17 protein-coding genes are annotated in these 14,602 nt (G+C 39.5%); 4 read left to right on the top strand and 13 right to left on the bottom strand.

Annotated elements, in window-relative coordinates; all coding sequences use genetic code 11:
- Window positions 1-73 precede the first annotated feature (73 nt).
- Together F7732_RS14185 and F7732_RS14180 are read right to left on the bottom strand one after the other, a co-directional pair.
- On the bottom strand, window positions 74-1,093 hold the full coding sequence (locus F7732_RS14185; protein WP_151574685.1) for a FecCD family ABC transporter permease: 1,020 nt from the start codon (window positions 1,091-1,093) through the stop codon (window positions 74-76).
- Window positions 1,094-2,158 carry a FecCD family ABC transporter permease gene (locus F7732_RS14180; protein ID WP_151574684.1) on the bottom strand — a complete coding sequence of 355 codons (1,065 nt, stop codon included), beginning with the start codon at window positions 2,156-2,158 and terminating at the stop codon, window positions 1,094-1,096. It abuts the gene before it with no gap.
- A gap of 230 nt (window positions 2,159-2,388) precedes the next feature.
- On the opposite strand from F7732_RS14180, the gene F7732_RS14175 reads away from it, so the two are divergent.
- A complete protein-coding gene (locus F7732_RS14175; RefSeq protein WP_151574683.1) occupies window positions 2,389-3,366 on the top strand; it encodes an iron-hydroxamate ABC transporter substrate-binding protein in 978 nt (325 codons plus the stop codon).
- Between the two features lie 166 nt (window positions 3,367-3,532).
- Here the strand turns inward: F7732_RS14175 and F7732_RS14170 are convergent, their stop codons facing one another.
- The 5 genes from F7732_RS14170 to F7732_RS14150 form a co-directional block, all read right to left on the bottom strand.
- A complete protein-coding gene (locus tag F7732_RS14170) occupies window positions 3,533-3,955 on the bottom strand; it encodes a VOC family protein (RefSeq protein WP_066449903.1) in 423 nt (140 codons plus the stop codon).
- A gap of 124 nt (window positions 3,956-4,079) precedes the next feature.
- Window positions 4,080-4,601, bottom strand: coding sequence for a YfiT family bacillithiol transferase (locus tag F7732_RS14165; protein WP_066449906.1), 522 nt, complete (start codon window positions 4,599-4,601; stop codon window positions 4,080-4,082).
- A 203-nt stretch (window positions 4,602-4,804) separates the two neighbouring features.
- Window positions 4,805-5,302 (bottom strand): cupin domain-containing protein, encoded by a 498-nt coding sequence (locus F7732_RS14160; RefSeq protein WP_151574682.1) that lies wholly within the window; start codon window positions 5,300-5,302, stop codon window positions 4,805-4,807.
- Between the two features lie 122 nt (window positions 5,303-5,424).
- Window positions 5,425-6,438: a C45 family autoproteolytic acyltransferase/hydrolase gene (locus F7732_RS14155; protein ID WP_151574681.1), complete on the bottom strand. Its 1,014-nt coding sequence runs from the start codon at window positions 6,436-6,438 to the stop codon at window positions 5,425-5,427.
- Window positions 6,439-7,194 carry a MerR family transcriptional regulator gene (locus F7732_RS14150; RefSeq protein ID WP_240056647.1) on the bottom strand — a complete coding sequence of 252 codons (756 nt, stop codon included), beginning with the start codon at window positions 7,192-7,194 and terminating at the stop codon, window positions 6,439-6,441. It lies immediately after the preceding gene.
- A 228-nt stretch (window positions 7,195-7,422) separates the two neighbouring features.
- Here F7732_RS14150 and F7732_RS14145 point away from each other — a divergent pair, with 228 nt between their 5' ends.
- On the top strand, window positions 7,423-8,304 hold the full coding sequence (locus F7732_RS14145) for a phosphotransferase family protein (protein ID WP_151574679.1): 882 nt from the start codon (window positions 7,423-7,425) through the stop codon (window positions 8,302-8,304).
- Window positions 8,305-8,520: 216 nt separating this feature from the next.
- On the opposite strand, the gene F7732_RS14140 is transcribed toward F7732_RS14145, so the two are convergent.
- On the bottom strand, window positions 8,521-9,447 hold the full coding sequence (locus F7732_RS14140; protein ID WP_151574678.1) for an aldo/keto reductase: 927 nt from the start codon (window positions 9,445-9,447) through the stop codon (window positions 8,521-8,523).
- A 310-nt stretch (window positions 9,448-9,757) separates the two neighbouring features.
- Between F7732_RS14140 and F7732_RS14135 the strand changes: the two genes are divergently transcribed.
- Window positions 9,758-10,951 carry a pyridoxal phosphate-dependent aminotransferase gene (locus F7732_RS14135; RefSeq protein ID WP_275670930.1) on the top strand — a complete coding sequence of 398 codons (1,194 nt, stop codon included), beginning with the start codon at window positions 9,758-9,760 and terminating at the stop codon, window positions 10,949-10,951.
- A 61-nt stretch (window positions 10,952-11,012) separates the two neighbouring features.
- Here F7732_RS14135 and F7732_RS14130 read toward each other — a convergent pair whose 3' ends face one another.
- The 5 genes from F7732_RS14130 to F7732_RS14110 form a co-directional block, all read right to left on the bottom strand.
- Complete coding sequence (locus F7732_RS14130) at window positions 11,013-11,789, bottom strand: STAS domain-containing protein (protein WP_066449928.1); 777 nt, start codon at window positions 11,787-11,789, stop codon at window positions 11,013-11,015.
- Window positions 11,776-12,429: a cobalamin B12-binding domain-containing protein gene (locus tag F7732_RS14125; protein ID WP_240056630.1), complete on the bottom strand. Its 654-nt coding sequence runs from the start codon at window positions 12,427-12,429 to the stop codon at window positions 11,776-11,778. Before F7732_RS14125 ends, F7732_RS14130 begins: the two co-directional genes overlap by 14 nt.
- A 99-nt stretch (window positions 12,430-12,528) precedes the next feature.
- On the bottom strand, window positions 12,529-12,834 hold the full coding sequence (locus tag F7732_RS14120) for an antibiotic biosynthesis monooxygenase family protein (RefSeq protein WP_066449933.1): 306 nt from the start codon (window positions 12,832-12,834) through the stop codon (window positions 12,529-12,531).
- Window positions 12,835-12,984: 150 nt separating this feature from the next.
- A complete protein-coding gene (locus tag F7732_RS14115) occupies window positions 12,985-13,431 on the bottom strand; it encodes a flavodoxin (protein ID WP_066449936.1) in 447 nt (148 codons plus the stop codon).
- A gap of 33 nt (window positions 13,432-13,464) precedes the next feature.
- Window positions 13,465-13,650, bottom strand: a complete 186-nt coding sequence (locus F7732_RS14110; RefSeq protein ID WP_151574676.1) for a hypothetical protein — start codon at window positions 13,648-13,650, stop codon at window positions 13,465-13,467.
- Between the two features lie 138 nt (window positions 13,651-13,788).
- Here F7732_RS14110 and F7732_RS14105 point away from each other — a divergent pair, with 138 nt between their 5' ends.
- On the top strand, window positions 13,789-14,517 hold the full coding sequence (locus F7732_RS14105; protein ID WP_240056629.1) for a DUF1287 domain-containing protein: 729 nt from the start codon (window positions 13,789-13,791) through the stop codon (window positions 14,515-14,517).
- Window positions 14,518-14,602: the final 85 nt, after the last annotated feature.

Below are 14,602 nucleotides of genomic sequence, written 5' to 3'. Positions count from 1 at the left end.
ATTAAAAATATCCCCTAATCATTCGGATAGATACTATTCATTGAATTCTTATTGGACCAGCCGCTTTGCTTGATTATCTCGTCTTCATAAGCAAATAGATAAAGTATGGTGCTCCCAGGACAGAGACAACTAAGCCGACTGGTAATTCTGCCGGTGCCAGAACAACTCTTCCTAATGTATCTGCAGTCAAGAGCAAAAATGCTCCAAGCAAAACGGTTACAGGCAGCATTCTTGCGTGCTTTGCTCCTACAATTCTCTTGGCTAAATGAGGTGCTACTAATCCGAGGAAGGTGATGCCTCCTCCTACTGAAACACATGCACCTGCAAGAGCAACGGCTATAATAAGGAGAATCCTTCTTTCCCGTTCCACATGACTGCCCAGTCCAATGGCCATCGGGTCCCCTAAATTTAATACATCAAGAACTCTTGCTTTATAAAAAGCGATCGGTGTAAAGATAAGAAGCCACGGAAGCAGTGCCAGCACAAATGTCCAATTGGTTCCCCATATGGTTCCTGATAACCAGACAAGCGCCTTCGTGAAATCATTCGGTTCCATCATCAATTGAAAAACAAGCATGGCTGCAGCAAACGCAGAATTAATGCCGATTCCCACAAGAATTAACCGAATCGGTGTTACGCCGCCCTTCCAGGCAATTACATAAATAAGAAGTGCTGCAACAAAAGCTCCTAATAATGCTGTAAATGGAAGGGAGAAAATCGATAAAGCTCCAATGGCGAACCCTGTTCCCTGTGAAAAGAACATAAAGAGCACAACAGCAAATCCTGCACCAGCATTAATGCCTAATATTCCAGGATCTGCAAGAGCGTTTTGTGATACTCCCTGCAAAATAGCTCCTGCCAGAGAAATTCCTGCTCCCACTAATAATGCCAGAACCATACGCGGCAGGCGAAAATCAAATAATACCATCTTTGTACCTTCGTCTCCTGATCCAAAGATTGTTTTTACCACTTCAAGAGGCGGGATTTTCGTTAACCCGGTGTTTAAACTAACGAAAAACATAACAATTATCGCGGCTGAAAGGATACTGAGTACAGATATTGTTTTTTTCCATTGCTGACCAAATGAATCCATTTAAAAATTTCTCCCTTCATTCCGTGCGAGATAGAGAAAGAACGGCACACCGATTAAAGCCGTTACAGCACCAACTGGTGTTTCAAAAGGTGCATTAATCATTCTTCCTGCAATATCAGCCACAACAAGGAGAATCCCGCCTAAAACAGCTGAACACGGAACAATCCATCTGTAATCCAGTCCTACTAAAAATCGGGTAATATGCGGAATAACCAAACCAACAAAACCAATCATTCCTGCTATTGATACTGCTGCACCTGTTAAAAGTAAAACAGCAATCGTTCCCAATAGCTTAATTCGTCCGGTATTTTGCCCGAGACCCTTTGCAACATCTTCTCCCAGGCTCAATACGGTCAAAGACCTGGAAAGAAAAATGGCAAGAAGAATTCCAATTGCAACTGGCAATAATAAATATAGAACGCTTGTGCTTTGAACTCCTGCCACACCGCCGGCATACCAGAAGCTTATGTCCTTGGCAACATCAAAGCGAATTCCAATTGCTGTAGAAAGCGAGCTCAGCAGTGTGGTAATCGCCGTTCCTGCCAATGCAAGCTTTACAGGTGACATGCCGCCTTTAGAAGCAGCTGTAATTCCAAAAACAAGTGCTGCGCCTAAACCTGCGCCTGCAAATGAAAAAATCATCAATCCTGAATAATGCAAGCCAGGAAGTACAGCATAAGCTATAGCCATTAAAAAAGAAGCTCCTGCCGTCACCCCCATGATGGATGGAGATGCAAGCGGGTTTCTCGTCATTGCCTGCATAATAGTTCCAGATACGGCTAAGGCAGCACCAATTAAAGCAGCCGCCAAGGCTCGCGGTAAACGAAGCTCACGAATAATCTGATGTGCAGGGTTACTGCTATCAAACTGAAAGACTCCTTGCCAAACCGTACTTAATTGAATGTCCGCGGCACCAAATGCAATAGATGAAGCAATAATGAGAAACAATCCAATTGTCCCTAGAGTTAAGATCAACCAAGCAGCAAATGGCTTTGTTTCTACTTTATATTTTTCATCGTGCTTTTCCGTGACATGCTTTGCTTTTCCTTTTTCATGAATGCTCATATGTATATCATCCTTCAATTTGGCGAACTGAAAATCATTTTCATTATAGGGGAATGCTGTTAAAATCTCAATGTGTTACTCCATAAAGCAGCTGATTCTATTTATTATTTGAAGATTTTTTGAACATTAAATAATATATTTTTTGATCTGCATAATAATAGATTGTAATTGCAAATGAAAATTGTTATCATTTAGCAAGAAGCTTTATTTAAACTATAGGGGGAACAATCATGAATTCAACCAAAAAGAAACTATATAAATTAGCGGCAATATGCACAATGGCACTCGCATTAGCTGCATGCGGAAATGATGAGCAGCCAGCAGAGGATAATGCATCAAATGACTCTGCCTCTGAAGAAACCGTTGAAAAAGACCGAGTATTAACGGATGCCTTAGGAAATGAAGTTACGATTCCAGCAAAGCCAGAACGGGTTTTAGCATCTTACCTTGAAGATAATTTAGTCGCATTAGGCATTACCCCAGTTGCACAATGGTCCGTGAGAGATGGCGATCCCCAGGAATATTTACAAAAAGAATTAGAATCAGTTCCTATGATTCCACATGACCTTCCTTTCGAAGCAGTAGCGAGCCATAACCCTGATTTAATTATTATGGATTCTCCTGGTATGGTAGAAGGCGGCAAGTATGATCAATATAATAAAATTGCTCCAACTTATGTAATAGGTACAGAAGAAAATAATGACTGGCGACAAGAGCTCCTGACAATTGGTGAAATCTTTGGCCGTGAAGATGACGCCCAAAAAGTTCTTGATGATTATGAGGGAAAAGCTGAAGAAGCTAAGCAGCAATTAACAGATGCGATCGGAACACAATCGGCTGCTGCTGTGTGGCTAGTAAACAATAGCTTCTTTATCGTAAGCGATAACCTATCGAGCGGTGCTGTCATGTATGGAGACCTTGGTTTAACCGTACCAAGTGTAGTAGAAGAAATTTCAGCTAGTGCTACTGGAAACTGGAGTGCCATTTCACTTGAGAAATTAGTAGAATTAGATGCAGATCATCTCTTCTTAATAAACAGCGATACGAATATTGAAGATTCCGCTATTAAAGAAGAACTATGGCAGAATATTCCTGCTGTTAAGAATGGTAATGTATATGAGTTCGGACCTGATACAGCTTGGTTATATACAGGTGCTGTAGCAAATGAACAAATTGTCGATCACATTATGGGAAGTTTAGTACAATAATGAAGAAGCCCCCCTTGGGATATGACCAAGGGGGTTCTTTTTTTATAATTTTAGATAGTAGAAATCAGCAGCACTAAGAAAATCCAACTCAGTTTTAATGTAAAAATCTATTAGTGGAATTAAGCCTATGTCTCCAGCCCATAAACTTGCCAATTGGCAAGTTTCTTTATTTAGCTTGTGCAGAAATTTGCCATGAGATTCCGAACTGATCTGTTACTTGCCCATATGCAGGACTCCAGAATGTTTCTTGTATCTCCATGCCAATTTTGCCGCCAGAAGAAAGCTTTTCAAAAATAGCTCTTGCCTCTTCCGCTCCTTCAGGAATGATCGCAATGGTCACTTGGGAGCCTAGTTCGTAAGGCTGCCCTGGAAAGGTATCTGATAACATCAATTCAACCTTGCCAATCTTCAACTGAGCGTTCATGATACGATTCTTCGCTTCTTCCGGAATTTGAAAATCCGGATCAGCGTGTGACTCACCAAAGGTTTGCACGCTTTCTGTAACTGCACCCAAAGCCTCTTCATAAAACTTAATTGCCTCTTTCCCATTACCATTAAGCACCAAATACGGATACATATTCACAATCATGACAGGCACCTCATCCTCTGTTTTTAGAACACACGTTCTTATTGAAATTTAGCACGTTAGCAGAAATTATGCAAGAATATTCCATACTTATTGTTGCCCATTCACAGCAGAAATATATATAAACTCAGAGCCAGTCCATCCGGCTGCACAGGGCTTGTATATGAGCTAAATGGTGCTCTCCATGCCATGCATACCTTCCAATATTCTCTTCAAGCGTAACTTCCCCAGAATCGGGGTGAATAAATATAACTTTCAGATTATCATCATCTAAATTCTGCAATAAATATGTCCAGCGTTCATGCAGTGCAGAAATAAGTGAAATAGAAACACCTATTGGCATCTTTGTATCAGGAAGCTCAGCCCACTTGGCCTCGTGATAAGCTTTAATGACAGGCTGATCCTCGGTAAGCGCCCATTTAAAGCGGATATAAGCATTCATATGGCTATCAGCAATATGATGAACCACTTGCCTGACTGTCCAGCCTCCATCCCGATAAGCTGTATCTAATTGTTCTTCGCTTAACGTTCCAACAAGCTGCTGCAATCTATTTGGCAGGTTCTTTATATCATCAATCCAACTGTTTACATGCTCTGCTGTAATCTTGCCCGGGTGCTGAAATTTCCCTATCGGATATTGCAGATTCATTGTGAATCCTCCTTTTTTCATCTTCTTTAGCAAAACTTGTGATAACCCTTTCTGTAATAGCTTTTTCCATAGATTTTTTCGCCTCAAGTATTTAAATACTGAAGTATTCTCTAATTCTTGTATTCCATAAGTGTTGCAAGGATTCCTGCTTCTGCAAATAAGTGCTACAAAAAAACCGCATCACACCGGATGCGGTTTCTATCTTATTTAATCCACTTTTCGAGCAGTGGGCCTTCTTCTCCAAAGATTGGATCCTGATTTGGTACAGGGACGTTTTTAATCTCAGAAATGGCTTGCGTACGGTCCGCTGGATCCTGTTTCCTTGTATTGTAACTGGCTCCATTCGGATAAGCTCCAACCACTTCAAAATCGTGACTGCTTTCCAGCTTTTTGTGACCCGTGCCTGCAGGAAGCACAATCGCATCACCTTTTTTCAGCTGCAGTCTCTCCCCTTCATCTCCTCCAACAAGAATCGTGGCTTCACCTTCTTTTACTGCTAAGACTTCATGGGTATTGCTGTGATAGTGATGAAAGTCAAATACATCTCCAGTCCATGACCCTTTCCAATTGTGCTGCTGAAATGTTTCCTGTATTGGAAGACCGTCATCAAATGCTCCTTTATAAACAACTACAGGCAAATCACTGTTATTAGGGATTTGACCATCATCTTTAAGGTAAAAGGACGTTACATCCATATTCATGATCTCATCAGCTCCTTACTCATTTTGCTATACTTCTTCTATACCCTGGACTCTATGGATCAAACGAATAGATTGAAAGATCAATACACAATAGATGTCTGTTTAACTTTACCTATCTTTTGCTAAATATGAATGATTCCTTTCATCTGCCAATCCTCCCACTCAGCTTGAAGGCAGTCTTTAAGTGAAAGTATATGAGGATCTGAATCTGCTCCCACTCCACATATTAATTGCAGATTAGAAGAATTGTATACAACTGTATGAAGGGTTCCAAAAAATTGTTTGTATTGATGATAAAAGTATGGAGAGTTGCCCTGGTTAAAATAACGAAAAAGTTCTTGAGGAGATAACTCTAATCCGTCCAATTCAGAGAGCATTTCTTTACGCTTGCAGGAATCTGAGATATTAGGACGATTTTTAGACTGCAGAGCTGGAGAATGGAAATGGTTTACTGCCCTCATAACAGGTGCATTCGAAACAATTTGCTCTTCTGGTGCTGCTTCAATTAATAAGCTATTTCCCTCTTTATCTATGATTGAATAATTATAGCAATATCCATGAGGTACCTTCTTAATTAGCGCGGCTGCTTCTTTCGCGTTTGCACATTGATCCAGTACCATCCTTACAATAGCTGTTGCAATAAACCCTTTACTGAATAATTGATCATTGACAAAATGCAAACCAATGACCAAGCCTTTTTCGTTCATTCCATCCAGCCTTCCGCATATTTGCTGACTGAAACCAATTGAGGCGTAGCCTGTATTCGGCTGGAGGCAAACGAGTCTGGCATCATAGAGATCGGGGCTAAAATCATAATTTCTTACATAAAGACCATCTTGTGAATAGGATGTACAGCCCATTTGCGGGAAGGTGACATCGTAGCCGCTAAACAGACTAATAGCCATGGATTCATCCATCTTTAAAGCATCTGCCATTCCTTTAATCTCTTCAGCAAAAGAAGGAAAATAAGTGAATATCATCTCTTTTCCCTCCATGGTGTTCGAATGGGAAGCCATTTTTTTATATTCATCAACAAGTATACTTCCTTTTTCCAGCAAATATTGCCCTTGTTTATAACCGATTTCATAGTAGCTTCCCTCTATTTTTACTGCATCAGCCACTAGCACTTTCTTCATCTACAAATCCCCCTTTATAATCGGCATTATTAAATCCAGATCTTCAAGATTCTCTCCCCGATACCATTCTAAAATGGCGCCAGCAGGGAACCAGTTATGCTGCTGTGCGCAGTCAAATAATTGTTTATATCCACTTTTTATAGATGAAATTTCAAGACGAAAAGGCATTCCAATACAGACCATAGCGGGCATTGTTTCGCATCTCCCGTCATCATTCAATTTTTCTTTTTCACCTTCATTATTTATGCGGAAACCAACTCGCGCTTTAATACGGTCTTCCCCTGACATATACTGCAAATAAGCTTCATCAACTTGAATTTCCAGCTTTCTCAGCATGCTAAGCTTTTCTTGAAAAACGGTGCTAAACTTTCCAGGCTGCGCCTCTGCTTCAAACCAAATGACTTCACAAGCCGATTTATTAAAAAAATAAATTTCAGAACTGCTTTGATAACTTTCTAAATAATGGAGACTAGCACCCATTACCTGATGCATCTTTTTTAGTTCCGATATCCATACGGACATTTTGTCCTGTCTTTCTTGCCTGCCGAGTGTTAAATAGGATTGAATTTCCTTTATTGGAATCTGTGCTAAACGCAGGCTAGAGATCAGCTTTGCGAGCTGAATTTGCTCTCTGTGATAAAATCGATAGCCATTATGATCCCGGAAAGCAGGCAGAAGCAGCTTTTTCGTTTCATAAAAACGTAGCGCACTCTTTGGAATGCCCGTTCTAACTGAAAATGATTGAATCGATAACATATCCTCCACTAATCGAACACCTCCATAATCATAACTTACACCTTAAAGTAACTTTAAGGTCAAGAGGTTAAACTGATTTCTTTCACTTAACTGCTGCACCTAGTTTAATAGAGTAATCCCCAAGTGTTTGCTTTACATCTTTATAACCAGAAAATGCTACACTTGTTTTACCATCATATATACCTTTAATGTTTTTCTCTTTAATACCCTAAGAAGGGAGCATTTGTAATGGACATAAATGCAAAGATACATTTTCTGCTTAACCGCATGCCTGAGTTGTCTATCAAGAGTATAGATAAAATTAGCAGAGGCTGGGACCATGATGTCATCATTATTAATCAATCCTATGTCTTTCGGTTCCCTAAAAAGGAACATGGTTTACAGAGGCTCCTAACAGAGTCCATGCTTCTGTCGAAACTGCACGAAAACAACCTCTCAATCCATGTGCCTCATTATGAATTATTTTATAAAGAAAAACGGCTTGTTTGCTCCATGCATAAGAAAATTGATGGAGAGCCTCTTGAAAAGCTGGAACATCTCAATTCAGCAGAGGCAGCAGTGCAGCTGGGGGCATTTTTAACGACTTTACATAACTTAAATTCTGAAAAACTGATGCAACATGGATTGAAGACCATACATACACAGCGTTATTGGGAAGAATTTTATGCTGAGATTACTTCTAAGATCAGTCCCTTTCTCCGTTCTTCTGAGCAAAAGGAAGTCAAAATGATCTTTGATCGCTTTCTTTCCAATAGCCAAAAACATATGCATCCAATAGTTCCTATTCATGGCGATTTAACAGGTGCCAATATCTTATATCATCCTGCGAGGAAAAACATCAGCGGCATTATTGACTTCACTGATGCACAAATTAGCGATCCTGCTTTTGATTTTGCAGGCTTTTATTGGGAACATGGTCCACAATTTACAAGAGAAGTATTGGAACATTATCACGTTTCGCTTCCTAAAGAAGAATTGTTTCAACGAGTCTCTGCTTTTTATGGACTTCAGCCTGTTTTCCATGAATGGCTGCATGCTGCAAATGGAAAATCTGACCCAAACTTCGAGAAAGGATTGGATAAATTGCGCAGACTGCAATCTTTACAATAAAACAGTTTTTACTTGCTTCTTTGTGCCTCTATTAATTTTCAAAAGCCAAAAATGTATTGTGCAAGGCAGCTTATAATTGCGCTGGTGCTGATATTCCAGCTCTACCTCACAGTAAAAACATTATGAAAGAAATTCAATTAAAATAAGTTGTATGATTACAAAAAAAACGCTGGAGACGTTTAAATCAAAGTTCCCAGCGGTTTAGTAGTATATTTTTTAAGGCAGCTTATTTCCTGCGGCTTTATAAAGCTCGTACCATTCCTGCTTCGTCAGCTTTAGGTCGGATCCTTTACATGCGTCCCTCATTCTCCCGGTATTCGTCGTTCCTAGAACAACTTGAATATTGGCTGGATGTCTTGTGATCCAGGCAACGGCGACTGCAGTGTTTGTTACATTATATTTATCTGCAATCCGGTCAAGGACTTCATTTAATTCAGGATATTTCTCCAAGTCGCCAATGAATGGGCCATCGAAAAATCCAGATTGAAATGGAGACCATGCCTGCAAAGTCATTTCATTTATACGGCTATACTCCAGCACGCTGCTGTCACGGTTCACTGCTTGATCAATTTTCATATTAACCGCAACACCAGAGTCAATCATCGGTGTGTGAACAATGCTGAACTGCATCTGATTTACAACGAGCTTTTGCTGAATATGTTTTTGCAGCAGCTCAATTTGTTGAGGGTTGTGATTGGAAATTCCGAAATAGCGCACTTTTCCACTGCTTTGAAGCTCGTTAAATGCCTCTGCCACTTCTTCAGGCTCCATGAGTGGATCTGGACGATGCAACAGCAGCAGATCAAGATAATCAGTGTTTAATCTTTTTAATATCCCGTTTGCTGCTTCTATTATATATTCTTTTGAAAAATCATAAATACCTAAGTCTGGACGAATGCCGCACTTGCTCTGTATGACCATTTTTTCACGAACTGCCGGGTTCATTTGAACTGCCTTTGCAAAGAGCTCCTCACATTCCCCTTTACCATAAATATCAGCATGATCAAAGAAATTAATGCCTTCCTCTTGCGCCGTTTTAATTAATGCTTCCGCTTCTGCCGCTGAAAGCTGCTTTAATCTCATATTTCCCATGATCATATTCGATACATGTAAATCAGTATGTGCTATGTTTGTATATTTCATCTTAGCTCCACCTTCTACTGTCATATATAACTCATCTTGATTATGCCATAAGTATGGATTGCAGCCAAAATTTCATTTATCAATTATATATCCTATTATAACGAGCTTCATTTTTTATTTCTATTTACTAGACTTTTTTGAAAATTGAATATAAAATTTGTTCTAAGTAAATTTGCAAGCAAGAACACGATTGACCAAGTATGAAAAGCATAGGCTTAACCGTATCCAAGTTAACTGCCTGATGACTAATTTTCACTTTAATAGTACATAATTCCTCTGTTTTGAAATTTGCATTTAAGGGTGGATCAGCATGGAGCATTCTAATCGATTAAAAAATTTGCCGCCGCAATTTTTTGCATCGCTAGTAAAAAAAGTGGCAAAGGCAGTAAATGAAGGCCGAGATATTATTAACCTGGGACAAGGAAACCCAGACCAGCCAACTCCTCCACATATTGTCAGTGCGCTTCAGGAAGCGGCTGCAGACCCTATTACACACAAGTATTCTCCATTTCGTGGAATAGATGAACTGAAAGAAGCAGCTGCGGATTTCTATATGAAGGAATATGGTGTAACAGTTGATCCTTCAACAGAAGTTGCGATCCTTTTTGGAACTAAAACAGGTCTAGTTGAGCTGCCTATGTGTTTGATGAACGAGGGAGATTTAATGCTATTGCCTGATCCAGGATATCCGGATTACCTATCTGGAGCGGTATTGGCAGATGTTGAATATAAAACCTTCCCATTGCTGGAGGAAAATCAATTTCTTCCAAATTACAATGATCTTTCAGATGAAGTAAAGGATCATGCAAAGCTTCTTTATCTGAATTACCCTAATAACCCTACTGGTGCAGTTGCTGACCATACTTTTTTTGAACAAACAGTCCAAATGGCTAAGAAGCATAATATCGTCATTTTACATGACTTTGCCTATGGAGCGATCGGTTTTGATCATCAGAAGCCAGTAAGTTTTCTTGAAATTGAAGGTGCAAAAGATGTTGGGATAGAGATGTATACCTTGTCTAAAACATATAATATGGCTGGCTGGCGCGTTGGGTTTGCTGTCGGAAATCCCGTCATTGTTGAAGCCTTAAATTTAATTCAAGATCACCTGTACGTCAGCCTTTTTCCTGCAGTTCAAAAAGCTGCAGCTGCAGCCCTTACTGGCGATCAGCAATGTGTAAAAGATCTTGTTGCACGCTATGAAAGCCGCCGCAACACACTTATTTCCTCATGTCGAAAAATTGGCTGGGACGTTTCAGCACCATCAGGTTCATTTTTCGCATGGCTCCCCGTTCCAGATGAATATACAAGTGAGGAATTTTCCGATTATCTGCTTGAACATGCTGATGTTGCTGTAGCCCCTGGAAATGGCTTCGGAACATATGGAGAAGGCTATATCCGTGTCGGACTGCTTGTAGATGAGAAAAGGATTCAGGAAGCAGTAGATCGCATAGGCAAACTTGGCCTTTTCTCCACCAAAGATAAGCTGTCCTTAAAAGAATGACTAAATAAACAAAAGCAGACGGGAACTGTATAAACAATATCCCGCCTGCTTTACTAAAATCTCATGTTAACGAATGCTCATAAAAATATTGCCAGAGTACCCTTTTTAAAGATGAAGCTGTCAGTACATAATTTTGTATCCCATTCCTGCTCAATGCCTCAGCAGCCTTAGGTTTTACACCAATTAATCTAGCCTTTTCCCCTGACATAATCTCAATTGTTTTTAAGAAATCGATCAGCCTCCGAACCCCAGCTTCTTCTATAGATCCAGTTGCTGTTAAGTCTACTAAAATCGTTTCAAAATCACCTTCAGATATATTTTGCAGACAAGTTTCCGAGATCACCCGCAACTTCTCTTCAGCGATATCCCCAAAGATCGGAATATAGCCTATTTTTTCGCTCAGTGGAATAAATGGTCCGGACAGGACATCTAGTCTTCTTAAGGCACGCTCCAATTGTTCCTTTTTTTCAAGTAATTCAAAGTCAGTATCATTTAATCTCGTTTGCAGACTGAGCAGCCTTTCCATTAATATGCTGGTGTCATTATCTTTGGATCGAAATAGCAGATTCGCATGTTCATTCTCATCTATAGATATAAACACCTCGTATAAAGATAAATCTGATCTTGAGGATTTAACATGTATTTCTACACCTGTTGCTGATCCTTCTGCATGAATCGCTCTTTGGAGCTTAGCCATACTTTCCCCATCTACAAGTGAATAGAGATTTCCCCTTAATAAATTGAATTCCTCATAGGCTGTTTTGGAAAAAGAAAGGATGGTACCGTCTTGTTTAATTTTCACAAAAGGAAGCGGCAGATTTACATCAATTGCTTGCATATGTTGAATCCTCCGTCCTTGTGCTCCAATCCATTAGCCAGTCTGTTACTGAATTTAAATCTTTCAAAACAATCGACTGAGATGAGGTAAAATGATTAAGATCATACATGGATGTGAGTCTGCCGCCTACTAAAATAGCAGGTTTCTGTGGAAGCCCTTCAAATGCTTTCGTATATTCTTTAAGTTTTGGCAGGTTTGTTGCTAGTGAAACGGATAGGCAGATCACTTTTGCCTGCCATTTCAAACTATCCTGCAGAGCAACATCTAGGGGGAGGTTGGGTCCATAATACTTTGTTTCCCACCCATGTTCCTGGAAAAGACTGTCCACCATTTTTAGCCCGAGATAATGCTGTTCACCTTCTATGCAAAAGAACATAGCTCTTTTTGTGTTGTTTTCTTCACGTTTATTTTTATACATAAGTTTTGAAAGAACAAAGTCACATGTGGCTGTTGCAAGATGCTCTTCAGCGACCGTAATTTTATTTTGTTCCCATAGCAATCCAATATATCGCATCGCGGGTGTCATAACGTCATTATAAATAGAGAGGTGATCTTGCTTCTTCTCTTTTTGAATGTATTCTATTGCTTTATCGGTGTCTCCCAAAAGAAGGATGGAAGCAAATTCAACTTCTTTACTCACTTGATCACACCCTTTGCTGCTGTTTAAGAATAGTGTAACATACAATCATTTCTGTATGAGATGAACTGCTTATTCTTTTGATCCGGAAGTCGGCCATTCTTACCGTGCAACGATTTTATATTGCGTTACTTTCGGAACAATAGCAGCAAGCTCTTGATCAGGATATTTTTTCTCCAGGTCATGTATTTTTTTAAAATCTTCGCCTCTTACCCAATTTAAATAATTTTCCTTTGAATCAAAAATGAGCTGTACCGTCAGCTCTCCCTTGCGTTTATCGTTTTGGAGCAGCATAAAGTCAATAAATCCTGGTGCGGTATCAACCATTTTAGATCGATTTCTATAGATTGAAATGACTTCATCAGCCTTATGTTCTGGCACGTCAAATGTTGAAAAAACAGTGTACATCGATGTATATCTCCTTTTAGAAGGTCATTGATTTTGAATTCCCATCTTACTCCTTTCGACAAATCTTTCCCATTTCCTTTGGTAAATACAAAGAAAAAAGAGATCACACCCATGCAGTTTCTTCCACATAGGATGATCTCTACCTTATTATTATTCTTTTACTCTTACTGTAAATTCCTCGCCAAAACTGCGGCACCGCCCAATATCCTCCCCTTCAGGAGCGTACTCAACCTTTAAGCCTTCTGTAACGACATCAGCTCCACAACTCGTTAGCCTTTCGATTAATAAATCTACAGCGTTACAGTATGCAGGATAAAAGGTATCTCCCGAGCCAAAAACAGCTGCCTTTTTTCCGGTTAACTGCAGTCCCTCCATATCATCATAAAAGTCTTCAAACTCATACGGAAGATCTCCATCTCCCCATGTATATGAACCAAGAATAATTGCATCATAATTTAATAGCTCCTGCGCGTGACAGTCTGACACTTCCTTTATCGTTATAGAAGTGCCCGTTTCCTTAATGGCAGCCCCAATCAAATCAGCCATTTCTTCTGTATTGCCTGACATACTTGCAAATATTAAGAGAATATTGCTCATTTTACACCTCGATTGATTGAATATGGTGCTGGTTCATTTATGATCTTTTCCCCCGCTATATCTGAGAGGCAGCTCGTTTAAATAACTTGATGCATGATCTTCAAATAAACTTGCTTCCCCGCAGCATGGACAGGCATCATAATACACTTTTCCATTTTCAAAGTAGCCGCAGTCAAAACAATTTAATATGTACATAATTTCTTGCTCTTTTAATGTCATTTTTAAGCACCTCCATTTGAGAATGGTTATCATTTACTTTATTTTAATTGATAATGATTATCAAAATCAATACTTAATTTTCATTCTTTTGAAACCAAAAGGAAAATAATTCCGTCTTATAAATTGGAGGTGCTATGATTGCATAAAAAGAAATTACTAGCAACTTTTAAAATCTTTGTTATTTCTTTTGCTGCTGCTACTCTTTTCGCCTACTTTTTTCGGGGCGGTCTTCTTTTAGATCATATCGGCATTTACATCGAAAGACCTTTTACAAAAGAATTCGAAGTTCCCCTTTTATACGATGAAAAAGATCATAATGACAATGGAATTCCAGATCCTCTTGACTTTGTCTATGCAGCCAGACAGGAGGTTCAACAGCGTACCTTTTATCGAAGCCGTTATTATGAAGGCGGATATCCGCCTGATGATGAGGGAGTCTGTACTGATGTGATTTGGCGTGCAATGCTAAGAGCAGATATTCATTTAAAGGATTTATTGGATGAGGATGTTGCTCTCCATACAAAACTTTATCCTCGGGTAGAAGGAAATCCGGATCCGAATATTGATTTTAGGCGTGTTCCCAATCAAGATGTTTTCTTCAAAAGATTTGCTGAAAATCTCACAACGGATCTAATACCGGGAGATATCGAAAACTTAAAGCAATGGCAGCCTGGAGATATCGTCGTCTTTCTGACAGATCAGTTCCAGCATGTCGGGATTATCTCAGATAAGCGGGCAAAGGATGGAACCCCTTATCTCATTCATAATATTCGGCCCTTTGCTGCTGAAATAAAATTGTCCTCATTTAAAACACCTATTACCGGACATTACCGATGGAAATATGGAAAAAAAGGAGGCAATGAGTGATGGATTTAAAGGGGATTATTTTAATTTGGATGGCACACAATTAGATCCTATAAATTGGAAACAGAATTGAATTATTACTGGTGAA

Source organism: Bacillus mesophilum, assembly GCF_008923265.1.
Classification (GTDB): Bacteria; Bacillota; Bacilli; order Bacillales; family Cytobacillaceae; genus Cytobacillus; species Cytobacillus mesophilum.
The sequence above is the reverse complement of the archived record's forward strand: the minus strand, read 5'-3'. Positions and strand labels throughout refer to the sequence as shown.

Excerpts from the sequence above, each read along its gene's own strand:
- F7732_RS14185 (WP_151574685.1), bottom strand. The coding sequence starts at position 1,093 with ATGGATTCATTTGGTCAGCAATGGAAAAAAACAATATCTGTACTCAGT.
- F7732_RS14180 (WP_151574684.1), bottom strand. The coding sequence starts at position 2,158 with ATGAGCATTCATGAAAAAGGAAAAGCAAAGCATGTCACGGAAAAGCAC.
- F7732_RS14175 (WP_151574683.1), top strand. The coding sequence starts at position 2,389 with ATGAATTCAACCAAAAAGAAACTATATAAATTAGCGGCAATATGCACA.
- F7732_RS14170 (WP_066449903.1), bottom strand. The coding sequence starts at position 3,955 with ATGATTGTGAATATGTATCCGTATTTGGTGCTTAATGGTAATGGGAAA.
- F7732_RS14165 (WP_066449906.1), bottom strand. The coding sequence starts at position 4,601 with ATGAATCTGCAATATCCGATAGGGAAATTTCAGCACCCGGGCAAGATT.
- F7732_RS14160 (WP_151574682.1), bottom strand. The coding sequence starts at position 5,302 with ATGAATATGGATGTAACGTCCTTTTACCTTAAAGATGATGGTCAAATC.
- F7732_RS14155 (WP_151574681.1), bottom strand. The coding sequence starts at position 6,438 with ATGAAGAAAGTGCTAGTGGCTGATGCAGTAAAAATAGAGGGAAGCTAC.
- F7732_RS14150 (WP_240056647.1), bottom strand. The coding sequence starts at position 7,194 with ATGTTATCGATTCAATCATTTTCAGTTAGAACGGGCATTCCAAAGAGT.
- F7732_RS14145 (WP_151574679.1), top strand. The coding sequence starts at position 7,423 with ATGGACATAAATGCAAAGATACATTTTCTGCTTAACCGCATGCCTGAG.
- F7732_RS14140 (WP_151574678.1), bottom strand. The coding sequence starts at position 9,447 with ATGAAATATACAAACATAGCACATACTGATTTACATGTATCGAATATG.
- F7732_RS14135 (WP_275670930.1), top strand. The coding sequence starts at position 9,758 with ATGGAGCATTCTAATCGATTAAAAAATTTGCCGCCGCAATTTTTTGCA.
- F7732_RS14130 (WP_066449928.1), bottom strand. The coding sequence starts at position 11,789 with ATGCAAGCAATTGATGTAAATCTGCCGCTTCCTTTTGTGAAAATTAAA.
- F7732_RS14120 (WP_066449933.1), bottom strand. The coding sequence starts at position 12,834 with ATGTACACTGTTTTTTCAACATTTGACGTGCCAGAACATAAGGCTGAT.
- F7732_RS14115 (WP_066449936.1), bottom strand. The coding sequence starts at position 13,431 with ATGAGCAATATTCTCTTAATATTTGCAAGTATGTCAGGCAATACAGAA.
- F7732_RS14110 (WP_151574676.1), bottom strand. The coding sequence starts at position 13,650 with ATGACATTAAAAGAGCAAGAAATTATGTACATATTAAATTGTTTTGAC.